Raw genomic sequence first — 20947 nt, 5'->3', positions numbered from 1 at the left:
ATTAAAAATTAAATAATCAAAATAAAATTGATCTTTATTAATTTTAGACATTCCATTATTAAAATCTTTTAAAATTTTATTATTTAATTTATTAGAGTTAATCTCTTTAAATGTAGCTCTTCCTGAACTAGTAAGACTGATAAATGTAAGACTGTCAATGATATCTCTTCTATCGGATATTGTTCTTCCAAATAAACTTATTATTATGGATTTAAACTTCATCTTATTGAAATATTTAGAAATACAAAATTATCTATACCAAATATTAATATAGTAACAATAGTAATATTCATTAATTAACTTTAATTAAAGAGGAAATTCTGACTATAAAAACTAAATTTCTAGCTAAAAATTCGTATATAGTTAAAAAAATAAAATATAAATTTGACTTTATTTTTTCATAATTGCATTTTCCAATTAAACTTTCAAAATCAAAAAAGGAGCTTTTTTTCTGATGAAGAAGTTTATTCAAAAATAGTTAGTTCTTGAAAGCGGTCAATCGAAATTCTCTTCAACTCATTAATAAAAATTAGTGGAATTCAAATCGCATCAAAAGTGTGATCCACTAAGGGACTAATAGTTCATATTTTCGGACAATTTTCGCCTAAATATTTAATTATATATTATAAACTCTTAATTGAAAATATTACAATACTCGAAGAAACTAATTTCAAAGTTGAAGTTGAAGAAAATCAAGTGAAAAAATCATTGAAAAATAATTTTTTAATTTTAATATTTAAGAATAGATGATGATTTATTTAAAATAATTTTAATATTCATTCTTTTAAAAATGTCTTTTTTTATAAGTATTTTAGCCCCCCAATCCGTATATTGAACTAAATTATTTTTGCAAATATTTAAAAAATAATTTAGTTCAATATTATTAATTAAATCATGATAAGATGAAAATTTTTCTTTAATAGATATTTTTACATATTTTTTACTATCAATTATATTAATAAAAATAGAATTATCTTTCCCAACACACTTAATAGAATAATCAATTAAATCAGATAATAATTTTTTAAACTCAAAGGGATTTATTTTTGAAAATATTCTTGATGTTTTTTCATCGTATTTTAATTCTATTTTTGCATATTTACTTATTGGATACTCAATTTTTTTAGTAATAACAACCGAAATAACAAAACATAATATCAATTGGTTTGTTGAATGATTTTTACTCAATTTAAAATTATTTATATTTATATTTTCATAACTAAGATTTTTAAAAATAGCATTCATAAATGTATTCCATAATATAAAATATTTAAACCTAAAGAAAAATATAGGCTTAAGTATTTTATATAAACCTATATTTTTAATGTAAAGAAATTGATATATCTTTCGTATTTATCGTTTGGCAAAATCTTTATCGGAATTTCCGTAAGAAAAAACATGATTAAAATATAGTCAATAAATTTTAATCACAAGCCCAAAAAAGTTATAATTGAATCTTCTTGACTAAGATAAAATTATAATGAATATCTTATATTTGTAATATTTTGATTTATATTGCAATTTTTAAAATTTTATAGATAAAATATTTATTTAAGGTTATAAAATGTATGAATAAGATATTTATTTTAATAGTAGTTCAATTTTTTCATAGTATTGTATTTGCAAATATAAGTAAAATAGCAAATGAAGATATGGTTACATTACACTTCACGTCAGATAATAGATTACCTTATAAAATAGGAGTCCCATTTATAAGTTATGGAACATTTACAGAAGCCGTCCAAGGACTTTTAATTGAATCAACAGATTCAAATCTGCCAGATTTTCAAGATAGTTTATCATCATTAGAATATGCAGAACCAAATAAAAGCGATCCTTCAATTATAAATCTTAAACTAAAGAAAAATTTATATTTCATTGATGAAGATTCATCATGGGAAGCCACTGCAGATGATGTTAAATTTTCTCTAGCTAGGTATTTTTTCACCAATTTAGATATAAATGCAAAGCATAGTTTGTCAAATATTGAAGGCACAGAGAATATTAAACCTGGTACTCCATACGATCCTGAACTCATAAAAGCAATAAGCGTAATTAATAAATATGAACTTACAATTAAGCTAAAAAAAATTGATATTCATTTTATAGAAAAATTAACACATGCGGGTACTCCTCTTGTTTCCATAAAGACTCTAAAAGATAATTATTTTAGCTGGAAAAAATGGCCTATTGGAGTTGGCCCTTATTACGTTTTATCATCTAATTACGAAACCGGTGAAACAATTATTAAAAAAAGAGAAAATTCAAAATATGATTCAGCGCCAAAATTCGTTAGATTTATTTCATCAAATAATAGTGAAGGCGACATATTTTGGAAAGATATGTGGAATTTAAATCATGAAATTTATAAAAAGGAAGTTATTAACGTTTCATATGGAACTCTAGGAATATTTTTTAATTATGATAGTGAACTTGGAAAAAATGAAAATTTCAGAAAAGCAATATCACTGTCAATAAATAGAGATGAACTGGTAAATAATATTAATTATATCGTTAAAAACAGTGAAATGATACCTATAAGTATTTGGGGAAGAGCTAATATTGATTTAAAACAAAACATAAATTTAGCTAAATTTTATATAAATAAAGTTCCGAAATATTTATTAAAAGATACTATTGATATTAATACTTTTGGACAAAATACTGATGCTTTAAGTAAAAGCAATTTTGTTAATTTAAAAAAACAATTAGAAATTTTAGGAATAAAAACTAGATTTATTTTAGATGATGGAAAATTAAATTTAAATTCTCCGATGCATATTGTTGGAATTCAAGCTTCACATAAGGATCCATCATATGTTTTTAGTTATTTTAGAAAAGGGAGTTTTTATAAAAATAGTTATCCTAAAAATGATGAAAATATTGAAGACTATTTTAATAAAATTATTTTATCTAATGACCCCAAAGAAAAATTAAAGTATTCTAAATTATTAAGTACATATTTATCTGAAAGTGCTATTGTAGTTCCTTTATGGGATTTATATTCTGTTTATTTTTATAACTCAAATAAAATTGACTCATCAACTTTTATAGCGCAGCCAGGAGGCATGAGATTTAAGGTATGGGAGATTAAATATAAAATAAATAAATGATAAATAATTTAGAATTAAAAAAAACAACACACATAATATCTTTTTCGATTTTTTTAATATATATTTTTATCATTTTTATATCTTTTTTCTATTTTTCAATTCAAACATATAAAGAAAAAACTATTTATATATTAAAATATAATAATACTTCATTTATAGCTTCTTTATTATATATGGATATGGATAAATCCATACGAAACTCATTACAGTCAATGTTAAAATCTGAAATAATAAATTCATATCAAATATATTTTAATAATTTTTTAATATCAAAAAGTAATTATAATATAAATTGCAAAACTGGGTATTTAATATATTCTTCATTATACAATAATTTTATTAACGAAAATATTTATATATTAAATAGCAATAGAGAAATAGAGATATGCTATGAAAAATATTATTATAATAATGACAATAAATTCATAGGATCAATTCAAATATCTGTTCCTGTAAAGCTTTCTGATTATAAAGATTTTTTTGTAATAATTATAATGTTTTTTATTATTATTTTTATAATATATATATATTTATTAATTTACATAAAAAAATATATAAGAATTGTTGAAAAATCTAGAATTTTATCGCATGATATTACATTACCATTACTTATGGTTGAAAATAATTTGAAAAACTTACTAGTCAGAAAAGATAGAATCAAAAAAAATATTTTTAACTGCATTAATACTGTTAAAACTTCTAGAAGTATAATTGAATATTTCATTGATAAGTATATTTATAATAAAGAACAGAATCACAATAAAAGTTATAAATTACTAGAAAAAATTATACATGATTCATTTCTTTCTTTAAAAAACTTTAAAAAAATAAATATTTCTTATGAAATAATTAATACCAATAAATTATTTATTAAAATAATTAAAGAAGATTTATATATTATATTTATAAATTTAATTAAAAATGCAATTGAATCATCTTTAAATAATAATTTAAATTATATTCACTTTTTAATAGATTATAAAATACAAAATAATAATTTAATTATTAATTTTTTTAATTCAAACACTTATATGAGTGATAAAAATATAAATAAATTTACTAATCAAAAATTTAATAAAAACATTAATTCTAAAGCAAATGGTGCTTTTATAATTTTTAATGCTTTAAAAAGGAATAATGGTAAAATTGAAATTAATAATAACCAGATAACAAAATATCTTGAAATTAAGCTTATTTTTTATAAAATTGAATTTATCGAAAAAAGAATCTCAAAAATTGATTCTAAGAAGCTGAATTTTATAATAATTGATGATGATTACAAATCACAGGATATTTGGAATCATTTATTAAAAAAATGTCAAATTAAATTCTATTTTGAACCGGATACATTTTTTGAAGATATCATATTAGGAAAAATAAATATTAATAAATACGACGTAATTATATCTGACTTTATATTTAAAAGCGATAATACATCCAACATTTTAACAGCTGATAAAATAAAGATTAGCTATAAATTAAAAGAGAAATATAAATATAATGGATTACTTTTATTATCTAGTAGTTTGAGCGAAAATGAATTTAATAATAACAAAGATCTTTCTTATTTTGATAAAAATATTGAAAATAAATTTTTATCCTATAAAAAAATTAGAACATTATATTTAAAAAAGAAAGAAAAAATGAGTAAGATAATTGAAATTGATGGAAATATAATTGAATATTATATCATTGGAAATTCTAAGCATCAAATTTATTTATTTAACGGATTTGGTTCATTTATAAATAATTGGAGTAAGAAATTTTTAATTAAACTTTCTAAAAATTTTCAAATTATATTATTTAATTATCCAAATTTTGGATTATCAAAATCACAAGAAAAAGTTATATCCTTTGACGATTATTCAAGATTTTTCTATTTATTATTTAAGAAAACTTATAAAGAAATAAATTATGCATTACTTGGGTATTCAATGGGCGGATATGTTTTAAGAAATACTTTATTATTATATCCCAAACTTGCCCCAAAAAAAATCATATTTTGTTCTACTTCATACGGAGGTATATATAGAATTCAGCCAAACAAAAAGATAATCGATCTTATTATAAAACAAGATATAAATTTAAAAAAAGTTATATATAATAAAAATTATTATACAAACTTTAAAATAAATAAATTATCTTATAGGAAAAATAATATTAAAAATTGCAATGAAAATTTAAATTTACAAACAAATCTTATTTATAAGTTTTTTAATGAAAAATGCGATGGAATAAAAATACATATAGATTCATTAATTATACATGGTAAAAATGATTTAATTTTCCACAAAAATAACGCTGAGTTATTAAGATTATTTTGCAATAAAAATTCTGAAATATATTATATAAATAGTGGCCATGGTTTGTTATTTACTGATAATTCTATTGTAGTTAATAAAATTAATAAATTCTATTACAATTAACATCTAATCTATAGATATTTTTAATAATTTAATTATTGATATTATTTTATTTTTTTCCTTAATATCATTTTGATTGTATTTATTGATTATTAGAATAAATAAATTTAATATTTCTTCTAAATCTTCTTTTTTTTTCATATTACATATAAATGAAATAATTGAACATAATTTAATTCTATTTTCAAAATCTTCGTCATTTAATTTTATCATATTTTCCTTAGCTTTTGAACTCCAAGTCTTTTTTTCACAAGTTAATTCTGAACTAATTTCATTTGTTTTTATGCCAAAAAATGAGTTTATAAAGTCATTTAAATTATTAAATTTTCCAACTTTGGCTAATTCATTCAATGTTTCAAAAGCATTAAAAAACTTATCATATTCAGATCTCCAACGCCTTAATTTATTTTTTTCTATTCCAGTTTCTTTTGATAACTTAATCCATTCTTCTTCCAAATATATTTCAGATTTATTTGTATCTTTTAAAAATCTTCTTTGCACGCCAATTTTTTCAAACGAATTTCTGTAATAGTGAAGTATATACTGCTTAAATTCTAATTCCTTCATAAAATAGATTTCCTAAATTTTTCTACTTGGATTTATTCCTAAAACACGCTAATAGCAAACTTATCCCCATACTAAGACTTAAAAAGGAGGTGGATATGGATTACTCTAAGGCAATTAGTCATTTAATTCCATTTATACTAGAGAAATATGAAAACTTTGAATTAGATGCTGAAAATGCTACTAATAACTTTTTAGAACAGAATCCCTCTGAAAAAATAGCCTGTACTAAAGGATGTGGAGCTTGTTGTTACTTTCCTTTAGTTCCCATTACGGCTGGAGAAGCATTTGTTTTATTAAATAGACTTCTTGCAGAAGGGATTGACCTCAACCAATTAGCTGAAAAATTATTCCTTTATGCTGAAAAATACTTTGAATTCGCATATGAAAATAATTCACTTCCTTTTAAAGATTCAGACCAAAAAAAGTTTTTAACAAAAAAACTTCCTTGCCCTTTTTTTGTGAAGGAACAGAAAAATGAATTTTCAGGACATTGTGGCATATTTGGTTTACGTCCTCTAATTTGTGGTTTTTATAATAGTATTGATTCTCCCAAACTATGCACACAAAAATTATCACATCGAAGTATCGAACAAACAGTTGGATTAGGCTCATTCACTCAAGATTCCATAAGAGATTTTGAGAGAAAAACTTTTGGAAGAAGTACATTAGGACATCTTCCTTTATTATTAGCTGCACTTTGTACAAAAGAAGGATTAGAAGCTTTTTTAAATGAAGTTCCTCTATCCGATGAAGAATTAAAAGAAGAATTTGCAGAGGGAATCCACGACTTTTCGCTTTATACCGAAATGTTAAAAAGTATTGGATACGAAATTGGTGAAAATGATTTACTTGCTTTGGAAGAAGCTCAATCAGAAATGATTAAAAATTGTTTACCAACATAAATACCATTTTTTAAATAAATCTTGGTTGTTATTTTTTTTGCTTGTTTCATATTTAAAAAATATTTTTTGCATGAATATGTATTATGTTTTTCTTTAATATCTGAACCAGAGATATTAGGTAATGTTATTCTATCTATTAAAATATCATCAACGTACCATTCATGATATATTCTTGAATAAAAACCTGATGGAGCAATAATGGGAGATATTGCACAAATTTGTTTCCCGGAATTTATCGTTTTTAAAAATTCTTTTCTTGTTCTAATATTCCCTTTAATAAGCTCATAAGAATTACTACTAGGTTTTTCAATTGAATAGTTACTATTTTCAACCCAAATTGAGATAACAGGAAATTGATATTCTGATGGTATAAAAGAATGAATAGCAATAATAATAGTTAAAATAAATGAAGCCGCAATTTCTTGAATTTTAATTTTTCGATTTATAACAAAAGAATTCCAAGGAAAAATAACAAAAAAACAAACTACTGTAAACCAAACATAATAATAATCTATGAATTTAGGAAATAGCACAGCATATAAAAAACCAAAAGCCATACAAGAAGAAATAAGTCTTAAAAATAATCTAAAAATTTGTATTTTAAATAGCCTTACCCAAAAAGGATCCCATAAGGTCATTCCAACAAAAAAGGATAAAAAGAAAAGCCAAATCCATTCTTGCTTAAAATATAAAAAAGGAAGGCAAAACATAAATATATATTGAATAAAATATTGAGTTGCGGTTAACCCAACAAACTCTAATAAATCTTTTTGTTTATGAATATTAATATGAATTTTAGTTAATTTATTATGACTTTGTAAAGAGATTTTTGTAATATAACTATACCAAGTTGACATAATTATAATTAATAAAAAAAAGGCTAATGTAAAAAAACCAAGTCTATTTGCTTTATCATAATCACGAGTAAGCCAAAAACTAGAACCTATACCCCAAATTAAACTCGCCCATGGCAATAGGCGAGAGTATTTACTATATAAGGATTTTATATGGCTTAAAAGTTTCAAATTACTCCCAAGCTACCTTTCCTTTATTACATATTTGAAATAATAGCTTTAGCAAATTCAGAACACTTTACTTCTTTTGCCCCTGGTAGCTGACGAGCAAAATCATAAGTCACTACTTTTTGAGCCAAGGTTTTTTCAAATGCTTTTTCTATTAAAGAAACAACTTCATTCCAACCAAGGTATTCAAACATCATGTTACCACTTAAAATAACAGATCCTGGATTTACTTTATCTTGACCAGCATATTTAGGTGCTGTTCCATGAGTTGCTTCAAATAAAGCGTAACCATCTCCAATATTAGCACCAGGAGCAATACCTAATCCACCAACCTGGGCAGCTAATGCGTCTGAAAGATAGTCTCCATTTAAATTTGTACATGCAAGAACTTCATATTCATCAGGACGTAACAAAGCCTGTTGGAACATATTGTCAGCAATAGCATCTTTAACTAGAATTTTTCCTGCTGGAGGATTTCCATTACACTCATCCCAAGTTACGCATTGATCACGGAACTCAGTTTTAGCAACTTCGTAGCCCCAGTCACGGAATGCACCTTCGGTAAATTTCATAATGTTACCTTTATGAACTATAGTAACATTTTTACTTTTATTTTTAATAGCATAATTAATGGCTGCACGAACAAGACGCTTTGAACCAAATTCACTAATTGGTTTAATTCCTAAACCAGAATCTTCGCGAACTTTTTTTCCAAGTGTATTTGCGAGAAATTCACGTAATTTTTTTTGCTCTTCCGTGCCTGCTTTAAATTCAATACCAGCATAAATATCTTCTGTATTTTCACGGAAAATACACATATTCACTTTTTGTGGCTCACGAACAGGAGATGGCACATTTGTGTACCAACGAACAGGACGAACACATTGATAAAGATCTAAAATTTGGCGAAGTGCAACATTTAAACTTCTAATACCACCACCAACTGGAGTTGTTAGAGGTCCTTTGATAGCAACGCGGTATTCTTTAATAGCATCAATTGTTTCGTCAGGAAGCCAACTTCCATTTCCATTAAAAGATTTTTCTCCAGCTGGAACTTCCATCCAATGAATTTTCTTTTTACCACCATATGCTTTTTCAACGGCTGCATCAAAAACCATTTGTGACGCTTTCCAAATATCTGGTCCCGTACCATCTCCTTCAATATAAGGAATAATAGGATTATTTGGAACCTCTAATTTACCGTTAGAATCTGCTTTAATATGAGAACCGCCTTGTGGGACAGTAATGAGCTTATATGACATTATGGAAATCCTCCCTTTTTACCAAGATAGTGTTTTGGAAAGGTTGGCCTTTCCAATAAACAACGAAACAAGATACATTTTGATAAAACTATCTACAAATATTTTCAAGCTGATATGACATTTTTACGGATATAAAATTATTTAACATCTTCAAAAATTTTTATTATACGTTGAAAATCTTCTGGCAAAGAAGAATGAAATTCAAATTTTTCATTATTTAATTCAAAAGAAAGATTGCTTGCATGTAACATATGTCTTAATGCAAATTGAGCATATTTATGCCCATATATATTTTGTGAATAAGTTTTATCTCCTAATAAAGGACAACCTATTGCAGACAAATGTACTCTAATTTGATGAGTTCTTCCTGTTTTAGGTAAACAAGAAATTAAAGAGACATCACAATTTTTATAAGATTTTTTTACAATATAATTTGTTTCAGAAGATTTTGCATCTTTATTTTTTGAATTTGGATTTGTAATAGCAAAATAACAATTTTTTCTTGAATTATCTTTTGCAATTGGAAAATTAATTTCACCTTCTAATTTTTTAGGAGTATAAAAACATAATGCATCATAAGTTTTTTGAATTTTTTTGTCTCTAAAAAGATCTTCAAATTTCTTTTGAGCACTTTGGTTTTTTGCAATAATCATTAAGCCAGAAGTATCTTTGTCTAAACGATGAACTAGAAACATATTTTGAATATCAAATTTAGAGGAATCAAAATTAGCTAATGCATGCAAAATAGTATCTTTACTTGAAGAAAGAGTTGCTTGAGATGCAATTCCAGCTGGTTTATTTATTATAAAAAAATCTTCATTTTCAAATACAAGTGTATTATTATCAATAAAAGTCCCTATCGTATTTTTTAAACTATATTGATTATGTTCCTTCTTTTTTTCACTTGAAATTTGATTTTCTTCCCAAAAAACTTCAATTTTATCTCCATTTTTTACTACTGATTTTGCCATTTGCACTCTTTTTTTATTAATGTAAGCACCCCCAGCATCAATAATGGATTTAATTTTTTTTCTACTAAGCTCTTCAAATAGAGCTGCTGCAGCTACATCAAATCTTTCGCCATTATACTCAGCAGTAATTTTGGCACTCATAGATTTCAACATATTTATTCCTTAATAATAGTATGTTATAAAAAATTCGGAAAATTTGGATGACAGGCCAAGGTTTTTATTGCATACAAGCCTTTCAAAGTGATTTTAGTCTTACTATAAACATGGCAGATCACTCTACTAACATTTTTAAAGGCAAGTGAGAGTATGCAACTTAAACGAAACATATCCAAAACAAGTCTCCTATTTTTATCTATAGGATCTATTGTAGGTTCTGGATGGCTATTTGGATCATTTTATACTGCACAAACAGCTGGTCCTGCTGCAATCCTTTCTTGGATATTAGGTGGAATTTGTGTTGGGATTATTGCTCTAACTTTTGCAGAATTATCTACTATGCTTCCATTAAGTGGAGGATCCACTGCTTACTCTTTAATAAGTCATGGTAAAATGACTGGCGCCATTTTTGCTTGGATTACCTGGTTGTGGACAATGGTAGTTGCTCCCATAGAAGTTCAAGCCGTACTTCAATATGCTTCAAATTATATCCCAGATATTTCTCAAAAAGTTGGAACATCTCACGCATTAACGGGAAAAGGCCTAGTCTTAGCAACATTATTAATGGCAATTTTATCCATAATAAATGTAATTGGCGTTAAATTTATGGCTGAAACCAATAAATTTGTTGTCATTTGGAAACTAATTATTCCTATAGGCGTAGCAATACTTCTATTAACAGCAAACATTCATCCTTCTAATTTAACTTCAGCTGGTTTTGCACCATTTGGTTTCGATGGAATTCTATCTTCAATTGCTGTTGGTGGAGTAAGCTTTTCTTTTTTTGGATTTCAAACAGCTATTTTCTTAGCTGGAGAAGCTAAAAACCCACAAAAATCAATTCCATTTGCTTTATTTGGTTCCATATTAGCAAGCATGACATTATATGCAGTTTTGCAATTAGGATTTATTTTATCTGTCGACCCTTCCGCGATTTCTGGTGGTTGGGACAAAATTAGTTTTTCTGGTGATTCTGGACCTCTTGCAGGAATATGTATTTCTTTGGGTTTTGCTTTTATGGTCAAAGTTTTATATTTTGATGCTATTATTTCTCCTTTTGGAACCGCAGTTGGATTTGTCGCATCTTCATCAAGAATTTTATATTCAATGAGTTTACAGGGAGATGCACCAAAAGCTTTTTCAAAAGTAAATCGTTTTTCAATTCCTTGGGTTTCTATTGTAGCAAATTTTGTCATAGGAATGCTTTTTTTCCTTCCATTTTCTGGTTGGCAATCTATGATAGCTTTTTTATCTGCTGCAATTGTATTATCTCTTGCATGTGGGCCAATATGTTTACCAATATTCAGAGAAAAATTAAAAGATATTGAACGTCCCTTTAAACTTCCTTTTCCTAAACTTTTATCTTTTTTAGCATTTTATGTTTGTAACCTTATGCTTCAATGGACAGGATGGGAAACTGTTTGGAAACTTGAAGTAGCAGTTGCACTTGGTATTCTTATTTTTATTTCATCACATTTATTAAATAAAAAAACAAGAAACGAAAAATTGCATTTAAAATCTTTTAGCTGGTTAATTGTTTATCTTATTTTATCAGGAATTGTTTCGTATCTTGGTACATTTAAAGGTGGAACGGGGCTCATTACAATGCAAATGGCATTTTTAGTTGTTGCTATCACGAGTTTCATTGTATTCATTTTAGCTGATAAAACAGCATTATCTGAAAAAGAATCAAAAGAAATTTATTACAAGTTAATAAAGGATCACTCTTCTAGCAAAAAATAATTTATATTAAGCTAGAAGATTAGCTTTGTTTTTTTCATTTGGTTTCTCTTTATAAAATAAAAATGAATATAATCCACTTAAAACAAATAAACCTAAAAATATAATCGATAGTAATAAATTAAAATAAATTAATGATAATAAACATACAAAAGATAACACTAAAGCAATTAATGGAAAAATAGGATAAAATGGAGTTAAAAAAGGTCTCTCTAAACTTGGTTCTTTAGATCTTAATTTGAATAATGATAACATTGAAGTTATATACATTATAATAGCACCAAAAACAGACATTGTTACTATATTTGCGCTTAAAGATTGTCCACCAATTACAATTAAATTATCACTAAATATAATTCCAATCCCAAAAATTCCACCAGCAATAATTGCTATATATGGGGTTTTAAATGTGGGATGAATTTTTGCTAAAAATTTAGGTAAGAATCCTTCTCTTCCTAAAGCAAATATTTGTCTAGAATAGCCCATAATGATGCCATGAAAAGATGCTACTAAACCAAATAATCCTAACCAAACTAGCATATGCAACCAACCGCTTTTTTGCCCTACAACAACGCGCATTGCTTCTGGAAGAGGATCATTTATGTTCGATAATTTTCTCCAATCACCTACACCTCCAGCAAAAATCATAACTCCAATAGCTAATAAGATAAGTGTTAAAATTCCTGCTATATATGCTATTGGAATTGTTTTTTTAGGATTTTTAACTTCTTCCGCTGCCATCGCAGCCCCTTCAATTGCTAAGAAAAACCAGATAGCAAATGGAATGGCTGCCAATATTCCTCCAATAGTATGAAAACTAAAATGATTCTCACCAGCCCAGCCTGCATGAATAAAGTTTGTAATCGAAAAACCTGGAGAAACGATTCCCATAAATACAATTAATTCTATTATTGCTAAAATAGTTACAAAAAGTTCAAATGTAGCTGCAATACTAACTCCAACAATATTAAGAATCATAAAAACAAAGTAACAAAATGTTGCTATCCATTTTGCGCTTAAATCTGGAAATTGAACATTTAAATAAGCACCAATCGCTAAAGCAATAGCTGGAGGAGCAAATAAAAATTCAACCAATGTTGCAAAACCTGCAATAAAACCGCCTACAGGTCCAAACGCTCTATTTGCATAAGCAAATGGACCACCAGCATGAGGAATAGCGGTAGTAAGTTCAGTAAAACTAAATATAAATGTGAAATACATAACTGAAATAATTGCTGTAGTTACTAAAAACCCTAACGTTCCAGCTGTTCCCCAACCATAACTCCAACCAAAATATTCACCAGAAATAACAAGTCCAACAGCAATTCCCCAAAGTTGAAAAGTTCCCAAAACAGGTTTCAGTTTTGGTGCTGAATAATCCATAATTATACCCTTTCTTTCCATAGAAAGATCTATTTAATAAAACTTATTTCAATTTTTTTTAATTACCATAAATTAAATATTAGTTCTATATTAATATTTTTTAATTTATGGTTATCTCTATTTAAAATTTTTATTATATTTAATTCTTATATATAAATAGATTTTTAATTATGAATTAAAATTAAAATGATAATCAAAATTTTAAGTATAATTTATTTTAAATTTGTTTTTTTATTTTTAAAGTAACATCCAAAAAAATACATTTTTAAATTTGCTATAAATTTAATCTAATTTTTCCCAACTTTCAAAAAAAACACACTAAAAAGACCCTAGAAAGGTCAAAAAATATTTGTAATAATTTTACTTATTCTTTAAGTACAATATTTTTTAACCCATTGAAAACCAAATAAGATGAATATAAGATGACTTAAAGGAGGAATTTTACCCATGGTTACTCGTCAATCTGGTATCCGCTTTTTTAAGCTTGGAGAAGAATGGAGAAATGCTTGGATTTCAGGCATTACAGTAAAAGACATAGCAAAAAATGCTGGCCAAAACCCGCAAATTGTAAGCAGAGCAATATGGCTAGCTCGCATACCAGAGAGCTTAAAAAATGAGATGAAATCCTACCCTGAAATTTTTACTAGAAAATTACTTTTAGATACCTTTGCGGCAAAAAGAAGGCAATGTGAAAAAGATGGTTTCAAAAAACTAAGCCAAGAAGTGAGGCGATTTATTGAAAATGGAGCGGAAACAAAATCTAGTTTAAAAAAAACAAATAAAAAAATAGCCTTAAAAAAGAAAGAAATTAAAACAAATCCTATTATAAACATTCCAGAAGCCCTTTCTGGAGAAGCCAAAATAATCTCTCAACTCAAAGCACATTGTCGAATTACTTTTGACTCTCAGGGTGAGGGAGGAGAAATTCGAATTTTTTTTAATAACAAGAATGAATTGGATAAAATTATAAATAAAATTACAAATACAACTAAATTTATTTAAGAACCTACTGGCTCATTATTTTCTTTACCTTTGATTGTATCTAAATCTGTTTTTTCTCTATTGATAATCTTCCAAGAAGATAGGCCTACAATTAAAACAAAAAGAACAAATAATATATAAAATAATGGGCTAATAAAAACAGATAATGTTAAACAAATAAAACCTAACGTTCCACAAACAACAATATTTGTCATGACTTTATCAGAAGTATTTAATGGCAATTCTGCATCTAAAACTGCTTTTGTATATCCTTGAATTAAAATCCGCCGTTCCCTTACGGTTGTAAAAAATTTAAAAAAACTTTTTGGTGAAAAGGAATAACGAATAAACCAAAATGGCATATGAACGATATGAAGGCCTACAACTTCTATTTCAGTTCGATGTTCATATAAGGTACCTATTTTTGTTTTAGCCATTCTTCTGTGATACTCATTAATTTGATCTTTAGCTCTAGTAACCGCAGATAATTCTTTTGTTTGGATACTTGCCACAGCAATTTCATTCGCCTGTTCATATTTAAATGGTACTTTGGCTTCATAAATTGGTTTAACACCTTCATCTTGAACGCCCATAGTTTCATCTAAAGGAAAGCCCTCCCAATCAACCATAACGCTTTCTCTTGGGTGATGTAGACGTTCTAGGCCCCAATGTTCTTTAGGCGATTTTCTTGCTAAAATTGCCCAACGATATCTTCTGCTAAAGCGGCCTTCTTCTTTTAAATATCCCGATGCTAAGTCTCGCACTCTCCCTGGATATAAATTTTTCTTTGCGCTATGACCACTCCAAAAAGTATGTGCCTCTACTGAAATAACCCAATAAGGTAACATAACTCCGTACGAACCTAAAATATTAAATTCACTTTTTATTTTAGAAGGATTATGATACCTCTTCATAATCCAATCATTAAATATTTCTTCTATATTTTCTTTTTGAATATTTGAAGGAATAACATAGTGATCACCAATAAGATCTTTTGCACCTTCTTCTGAGTCTATAATAAAACCAGCTGAGCAATAAGGACATAAATGAATATAATCATCTGGATTATATTCAAATGAAGCTTGGCAAGATGCACAAGATACTTCAAACATTTTAATAAATCCTCTTAAAAAAGAAAAAATATTCTTTTAAAATAATACAAAAATATAATTCATTATTGAAGATAGAAATATTAAATTTTAGCGTCAATATTTATTGAGATTTAAAATTTTTAGTTAAATAATTTAATAATTTATTAGCAGATTCTTCAAGATCTTGAATACTTAAAGAATTATCAATGACATAATCTGCATGGGTAATTTTTTCACTATCAGACATTTGAGAAGAAATAATTTTTTTTGAAATTTCTTCAGATAAGTTTCTTTTTTCATTTAACCTTTTAATTTTAATATTTTCATCTGCAATCACAACAATGCAAAAATCAAAAAATGATTTTCTTCCCAATTCTAAAATTAAAGAAGCTTCATAAAATATCCATGAAGAAGGAGAAACTTTACTTATAATAGACATTTTTGAATTAAAAAGATCAAACATCGCTGGATGTAAAATTTTTTCAAGATCTTTTTTTAATTTTGGATTTTCAAAAATGATATTACGGATCATTTCTCTATTTAAATTACCATCGCTAATAAAAGCGGAGTCACCAAATATTGTTTTTATTCTTGATTGTACTTCGGGCAAAAATAAAACTTCTCTGGAAAATATATCTGCATCCCAAACACAATATCCTCTTTGAGCCAATATTTTTGCTAAAGATGATTTTCCTGAGCCTATGCCTCCAGTAATAGCTATTTTTTTAGACATATGGATTAACGTTTATTATTATCTCGTTGTTGTCTGTATTGATTTCCCGTTTGCTGGGTATTTGTTGATGAAGATTGATCATCATAAAATCTTTGCGAATTTTGATAATTTGGTCTTGAATTAAATCTTTGTTGTTGAGGATTGTTATTATTATTTGAATATTGGTTTCTAAAACCGTTTTGGTTATTATTAGGTTGTCTATTATTATTATTATTTTGTTGATAATTTCTGTTGTTTACAGAATTTCTATTATTATTATTTTGTTGCTGATGCTGAGGATTTCTTTGTTGAAAACTAAATCTATTATTTCTATTTTGTAAATTATTTTGCTGTTGTCTATTATTATTCATCATATGATGACTTAAATGAGGTTGCGGAGCAGATTGAGTTCCATCCGAATGTACATAACCTGTTCTTGTCATTAAATGACTAGGCGTTGGACGATTTTGGTCTTCAAACACGCGCTTAGCAACACCTTCTGCAACTAATTCAACAAGTAAATCTTCTACAGAAATACCTTCCATTTTGGACATTTGTCTAAGTTGGTTCATTAGTGACCAAGAAAAACTTAAAGAAACATTATTTTGAGAAAAGTCTCTAACTTCAGGAACATTTTCATCAATATATTCTTCTTCATAATTATCATCAAAATTTTGATTTTCATCATCTAATTCAAAAGCAATATTTTGCTCTGAATCCCAATTCATTTCTGTATTTACTTCTTCTGCAGGATTCACTTCTTCAATTACATTTTCATCAATTGTGCTTAAAGCCACGATATTCTCCACTTCTTTTGTAGGCTCAAGATCAGATTCTATTTCACTCGAAAAAGTTGTTGCTAATAATTCTTCTTTGCTCAAATCATTTTTATCAGATAAATCTGATGCAACTGCTTTTAATTTTGGAGGTCTACCCCTACCTCTTTTAACAGGGGAACCTTCAATCATGGAATCTTTTGATGATTCCTCAAAAAGTGACAAAGAAAAATACCTACGGGAGTGAAAATAAATCACGACGATACTCCAAATATAAAGTAACAAAAATAAAGGTTATTTAATAAATTAGTAATTCAGGTAGAATCTCAATAAAAAAATCCTATGCAATTAATATAACTTGAAACATTTAGAAGGAGAGGTTTTCTCGCTTCTTACACAATCCCATAAATGAATCATTAAAACAAGTAGCTAAAAAGTAACTAAAAAGGAAAATTTTTCCTATATTGCTAATTTAAAATTAATTAGCGTCATTAGGATCTTGCAAGTCAGCATATTCTGAAAGCATATTTAAATTTTCGGTCCAACCTGGTTTTACTTTAACAAAAAGTTCTAGAAATACCTTTTTTTCAAGGTGCCTTTCCAAGGAAATTCTTGCATCAGTTCCAATACTTTTTAGACGTGAACCACGCTTACCAATTACGATTCCTTTTTGGGAATCACGATCCACAATAATAGTTGCAGAAATATTTGTTACATTATTTTTATGCTCAAATATATCAATAACAACTGCTATTTTATATGGTAATTCCTGACCAAGTTGACGGAAAATTTGTTCGCGAATTATTTCTGCGCAAACAAAACGTTGCGGTCTATCTGTAAGATCATCTTCTCCAAATAGCCACTCACCTTCAGGCATCTGCGATAAAATGAACTGCCTTAATGATGAAATTTCCTCTGGTCTCTTAGATGAGATTAATTGAGGCACTTCTCCAATAAGTTGACATTTTATTTCAGACGACGCCTTAATTCCTTCAAAAAGGTTTTGGAATCGATTTACAATATTTAACCTACCGTGCTCTACTTCTTCTATCTTAACCTTATCTGTCTTAGTTGCAAGGACAAGAAGCTTTTTATCGAATTTTTTTAATATGCCTTCGAGCCAAAGAGCGTCGTCTTCCGACCAGCCTTGCGTTACATCAATTAAATAACAAACTAAGTCGGCATCACTGAGGACACTCCACGCAACTTTATTCATGACTTGATTCATTTTAGGAAGACCTTGAGATTTATGAATCCCAGGGGTGTCTAAAAGAAGTGCTTGGCTATTTCCTTCTGTACTGACTCCTAATATTTTATTTCTTGTTGTTTGTGGTTTGTTACTTACAACGGCAAGTTTTGCACCTAAAAAGGCGTTTAGAAAGGTACTCTTTCCTGCATTTGGTCTACCTAAAAGAGCCACGTATCCGCATTTTTTTATCATTTTTCCCTTCCAAAAAAACTTATAATCATTTCTTTTGTTAGCTTTCCTGTTTCTATTTTTTCTACAATGAGTTCAGCAACTTTCTTACTTGCATCTCTTTTACTAGCGGCAGTTGCTCTACCTATTTCCGTATTGCCTATAAAAGCAGCGACAATAAAAAAAGTTTCTTGAGGAGTGCCTTCCGTTCCAATTGTTCTATACACAGGTGGAACCCCGATTATTCCTTGAGTCCATTGCTGAAGTTTACTTTTTGAATCAAACTTTAAAAGAATATCTTGGCCAGCTTTTAAATCCTCTGCAAAAACTTTGAGAAGCCACGAATGGGCTTTGTCTTCTCCAGCATCTAGAAGTAAAGCCGCTGTAACCGCTTCAAAAGCATCAGCTAAAACGTTATCTCTTCTCTGAGGATTGGAATTCATTTCAGCTTTACCAACAAGCAAACAATCACCTATACCAAGATCCCTACTTTTTAAAGCAAGATTTTCAGTTCCTACTAAAGCAGCTCTTAATCTTGAAAGATCACCTTCTTGCAAAGACTTATGCTCAATCATAGCCTCAGAAGCTATAAAAAAGCTTAAAAAAGCGTCTCCTAAAAACTCGAGTCTTTCATTTGAAAAGACACCAGATTTATCTGTTGGCCAATAAACTAAAGAGGATCGGTGTACTAAAGAAATGGCAGCTAATTTTTTATCTTGATATCTATATTCTTGAATTTCTCCAAGCTTATCTATATTTGCTTCTATTTGTGGAAAAACTCGGCTTAATTTAGCAAAATTTAGCTCACGAAAATGAGACCTTAAAAGCGTAAGTCGTTTTTCCAGCATCAGATAAAGACCTTATCAATAAAACCGCCCCCTACAACCTCATTGTCTTTATACAAAACAGCTATTTGTCCAGGTGTTACGGACTTTTGGGGGGTTTGAAACCGAAGAGTCACAAAATCACCATTTTTTTCTAAAATTGCTTTGCATGGGGCAGAACGGTAACGAATTTTAACTTCAAAATCTATTTCTGAGCCAAAATTTCGAACCATATGAAACTGTTTAAAGGAAAAACCAGAACGAAGCAGGTATTTATCTTCTCCCGCAAAAACCGTCCCTGTTTCAGAATCTATTCGGGTAACGTAAAGAGGGTTAGCATAAGATATTTTAAGACCTTTTCTTTGCCCAACAGTAAACTGATGAATACCATCATGGGTGCCCAATAATTGCCCCTCTTCATGACGAATCTCACCTTTAATTAAATCAGAATCTTGAACTCGATTAGAAATAAACTTTGCATAGTCGTTGTTAGGAATAAAGCATATTTCCATGCTTTCTTTTTTTGCTGCATTTACCAGGCCATATTTTTCAGCAATTTCTCTAACTTCGGGTTTTGATAACCCACCAACTGGAAAAAGGACTTTTGAAAGCCTTTCTTGAGTGAGTGAATATAAAAAATAGCTTTGATCTTTTTGAGAATCAAGACCTTTTAGTAATTTATATTCATCATAAATTTCATCATATTGTATTTTTGCATAATGCCCAGTTGCAACATAATCACAACCCAGCCTTTGAGCTCTATCTAAAAGATGATCAAATTTAAGAAAAGTATTACAGGCTACACAAGGATTTGGAGTACGACCTTTTAAATATTCGTCTGTAAAATAGTCTACTACATTTTCTTTAAAATCATCTTGATAATCAAAAACATAAAAAGGAATTCCTAATTTATGAGCGACTAATCTAGCATCTGCAACATCATCTAAACTACAGCATGTATCAAATTTGCTATTTGGATCACAACTAGATTCATTCTTAGAATAATCCCAAAGTTGCATTGTAACACCAATAACATCGTAACCATTTTCAACTAAAAGTGCAGCGGCAACGGAGCTATCAACTCCTCCAGACATTGCTATAAGTACACGTTTTTTCATTTTGATTAAGTCTCGGAAGAAATAGAATGGATTTCATAATCTCCATGCCCATGTTTACTTAAAAAATCATTAGCATAGTTTTCTAGTTGAAGATTTCTTACAAATCCTCTTATATAAAAATGAATTCCTTCAAATTCATGTTTGCTCCAATCTAATGGAACAAAAACATTTCTCTCTTCGGAAAAGTAATTTGTCCAATATAGATCAAGATAATCTAACATTTTAAAAGCAACTTCCGTTTCTTTAAAATCACTAGAAGATTCTTTAACAAAAACACATTCAATAGGATAATAATAACTCTTATCACTTTTTGTTAAAGTAACTTTTAACTGAACTTGATCTTTTGTAGCACCAGATTCAATGATAAATTCTTCATTTTCAAGATAAACTAAATGTTTTTTGTCTAAAAGTTTTTTTATTTTTTGATTTTCCTCTTCAGACCAAATTAAATTTAATTTTTCACTAGATAAATAAGATAATTTTTGCATA

At 27.7% G+C, this 20947-nt stretch carries 18 protein-coding genes; 5 read left to right on the top strand and 13 right to left on the bottom strand.

The window, feature by feature from the left end:
* Positions 1-729 precede the first annotated feature (729 nt).
* The gene (locus GCL60_RS08950; protein WP_153420313.1) at positions 730-1245 is read right to left on the bottom strand and encodes a hypothetical protein; all 516 of its coding nucleotides are present in this window, start codon (positions 1243-1245) and stop codon (positions 730-732) included.
* Positions 1246-1568: 323 nt separating this feature from the next.
* On the opposite strand from GCL60_RS08950, the gene GCL60_RS08945 reads away from it, so the two are divergent.
* The gene (locus GCL60_RS08945; RefSeq protein ID WP_153420312.1) at positions 1569-3113 is read left to right on the top strand and encodes an ABC transporter substrate-binding protein; all 1545 of its coding nucleotides are present in this window, start codon (positions 1569-1571) and stop codon (positions 3111-3113) included.
* A gap of 179 nt (positions 3114-3292) precedes the next feature.
* Complete coding sequence (locus GCL60_RS08940; protein WP_161998146.1) at positions 3293-5539, top strand: alpha/beta fold hydrolase; 2247 nt, start codon at positions 3293-3295, stop codon at positions 5537-5539.
* A gap of 3 nt (positions 5540-5542) precedes the next feature.
* Here the strand turns inward: GCL60_RS08940 and GCL60_RS08935 are convergent, their stop codons facing one another.
* Entirely contained in the window at positions 5543-6103 is a 561-nt protein-coding gene (locus tag GCL60_RS08935) for a hypothetical protein (RefSeq protein WP_153420310.1), read from the bottom strand.
* Positions 6104-6198: 95 nt separating this feature from the next.
* On the opposite strand from GCL60_RS08935, the gene GCL60_RS08930 reads away from it, so the two are divergent.
* Positions 6199-7005, top strand: coding sequence for a YkgJ family cysteine cluster protein (locus GCL60_RS08930; protein ID WP_153420309.1), 807 nt, complete (start codon positions 6199-6201; stop codon positions 7003-7005).
* Here the strand turns inward: GCL60_RS08930 and GCL60_RS08925 are convergent.
* The 3 genes from GCL60_RS08925 to GCL60_RS08915 all read right to left on the bottom strand — a co-directional run bounded on the left by GCL60_RS08925 (position 6969) and on the right by GCL60_RS08915 (position 10413).
* Positions 6969-8030, bottom strand: coding sequence for a hypothetical protein (locus GCL60_RS08925; protein ID WP_153420308.1), 1062 nt, complete (start codon positions 8028-8030; stop codon positions 6969-6971). The two genes, GCL60_RS08930 and GCL60_RS08925, sit on opposite strands and share 37 nt — an antisense overlap.
* 26 nt (positions 8031-8056) lie before the next feature.
* On the bottom strand, positions 8057-9289 hold the full coding sequence (gene icd, locus GCL60_RS08920; RefSeq protein ID WP_153420307.1) for an isocitrate dehydrogenase (NADP(+)): 1233 nt from the start codon (positions 9287-9289) through the stop codon (positions 8057-8059).
* A gap of 137 nt (positions 9290-9426) precedes the next feature.
* Complete coding sequence (locus GCL60_RS08915; protein WP_153420306.1) at positions 9427-10413, bottom strand: RluA family pseudouridine synthase; 987 nt, start codon at positions 10411-10413, stop codon at positions 9427-9429.
* Between the two features lie 153 nt (positions 10414-10566).
* Here GCL60_RS08915 and GCL60_RS08910 point away from each other — a divergent pair, with 153 nt between their 5' ends.
* On the top strand, positions 10567-12159 hold the full coding sequence (locus GCL60_RS08910; RefSeq protein ID WP_153420305.1) for an APC family permease: 1593 nt from the start codon (positions 10567-10569) through the stop codon (positions 12157-12159).
* Between the two features lie 6 nt (positions 12160-12165).
* Here the strand turns inward: GCL60_RS08910 and eat are convergent, their stop codons facing one another.
* Entirely contained in the window at positions 12166-13539 is a 1374-nt protein-coding gene (gene eat, locus GCL60_RS08905) for an ethanolamine permease (protein ID WP_153420304.1), read from the bottom strand.
* A 447-nt stretch (positions 13540-13986) separates the two neighbouring features.
* Here eat and GCL60_RS08900 point away from each other — a divergent pair, with 447 nt between their 5' ends.
* The gene (locus GCL60_RS08900; protein ID WP_153420303.1) at positions 13987-14541 is read left to right on the top strand and encodes a hypothetical protein; all 555 of its coding nucleotides are present in this window, start codon (positions 13987-13989) and stop codon (positions 14539-14541) included.
* Here GCL60_RS08900 and GCL60_RS08895 read toward each other — a convergent pair.
* The 7 genes from GCL60_RS08895 to GCL60_RS08865 all read right to left on the bottom strand — a co-directional run bounded on the left by GCL60_RS08895 (position 14538) and on the right by GCL60_RS08865 (position 20946).
* Positions 14538-15632 carry a hypothetical protein gene (locus GCL60_RS08895; protein ID WP_153420302.1) on the bottom strand — a complete coding sequence of 365 codons (1095 nt, stop codon included), beginning with the start codon at positions 15630-15632 and terminating at the stop codon, positions 14538-14540. The two genes, GCL60_RS08900 and GCL60_RS08895, sit on opposite strands and share 4 nt — an antisense overlap.
* Positions 15633-15732: 100 nt before the next feature.
* The gene (gene coaE, locus GCL60_RS08890) at positions 15733-16344 is read right to left on the bottom strand and encodes a dephospho-CoA kinase (RefSeq protein WP_153420301.1); all 612 of its coding nucleotides are present in this window, start codon (positions 16342-16344) and stop codon (positions 15733-15735) included.
* Between the two features lie 5 nt (positions 16345-16349).
* Positions 16350-17324, bottom strand: a complete 975-nt coding sequence (locus GCL60_RS08885) for a hypothetical protein (RefSeq protein WP_161998145.1) — start codon at positions 17322-17324, stop codon at positions 16350-16352.
* 253 nt (positions 17325-17577) lie between these two features.
* Positions 17578-18540 (bottom strand): GTPase Era, encoded by a 963-nt coding sequence (era, locus tag GCL60_RS08880; RefSeq protein ID WP_153420299.1) that lies wholly within the window; start codon positions 18538-18540, stop codon positions 17578-17580.
* Complete coding sequence (locus GCL60_RS08875; protein WP_153420298.1) at positions 18537-19364, bottom strand: ribonuclease III family protein; 828 nt, start codon at positions 19362-19364, stop codon at positions 18537-18539. The genes era and GCL60_RS08875 overlap by 4 nt, the downstream gene beginning before the upstream one ends.
* Positions 19364-20458 carry a tRNA 2-thiouridine(34) synthase MnmA gene (gene mnmA, locus GCL60_RS08870; protein WP_153420297.1) on the bottom strand — a complete coding sequence of 365 codons (1095 nt, stop codon included), beginning with the start codon at positions 20456-20458 and terminating at the stop codon, positions 19364-19366. The genes GCL60_RS08875 and mnmA overlap by 1 nt, the downstream gene beginning before the upstream one ends.
* Before the next feature lie 5 nt (positions 20459-20463).
* Positions 20464-20946: a hypothetical protein gene (locus tag GCL60_RS08865; RefSeq protein WP_153420296.1), complete on the bottom strand. Its 483-nt coding sequence runs from the start codon at positions 20944-20946 to the stop codon at positions 20464-20466.
* Position 20947 lies beyond the last annotated feature (1 nt).

Origin of the sequence: Silvanigrella paludirubra (assembly GCF_009208775.1) — a bacterium.
Lineage (GTDB): Bacteria > Bdellovibrionota_B > Oligoflexia > Silvanigrellales > Silvanigrellaceae > Silvanigrella > Silvanigrella paludirubra.
This window is presented reverse-complemented; position numbering and strand designations above follow the sequence as displayed.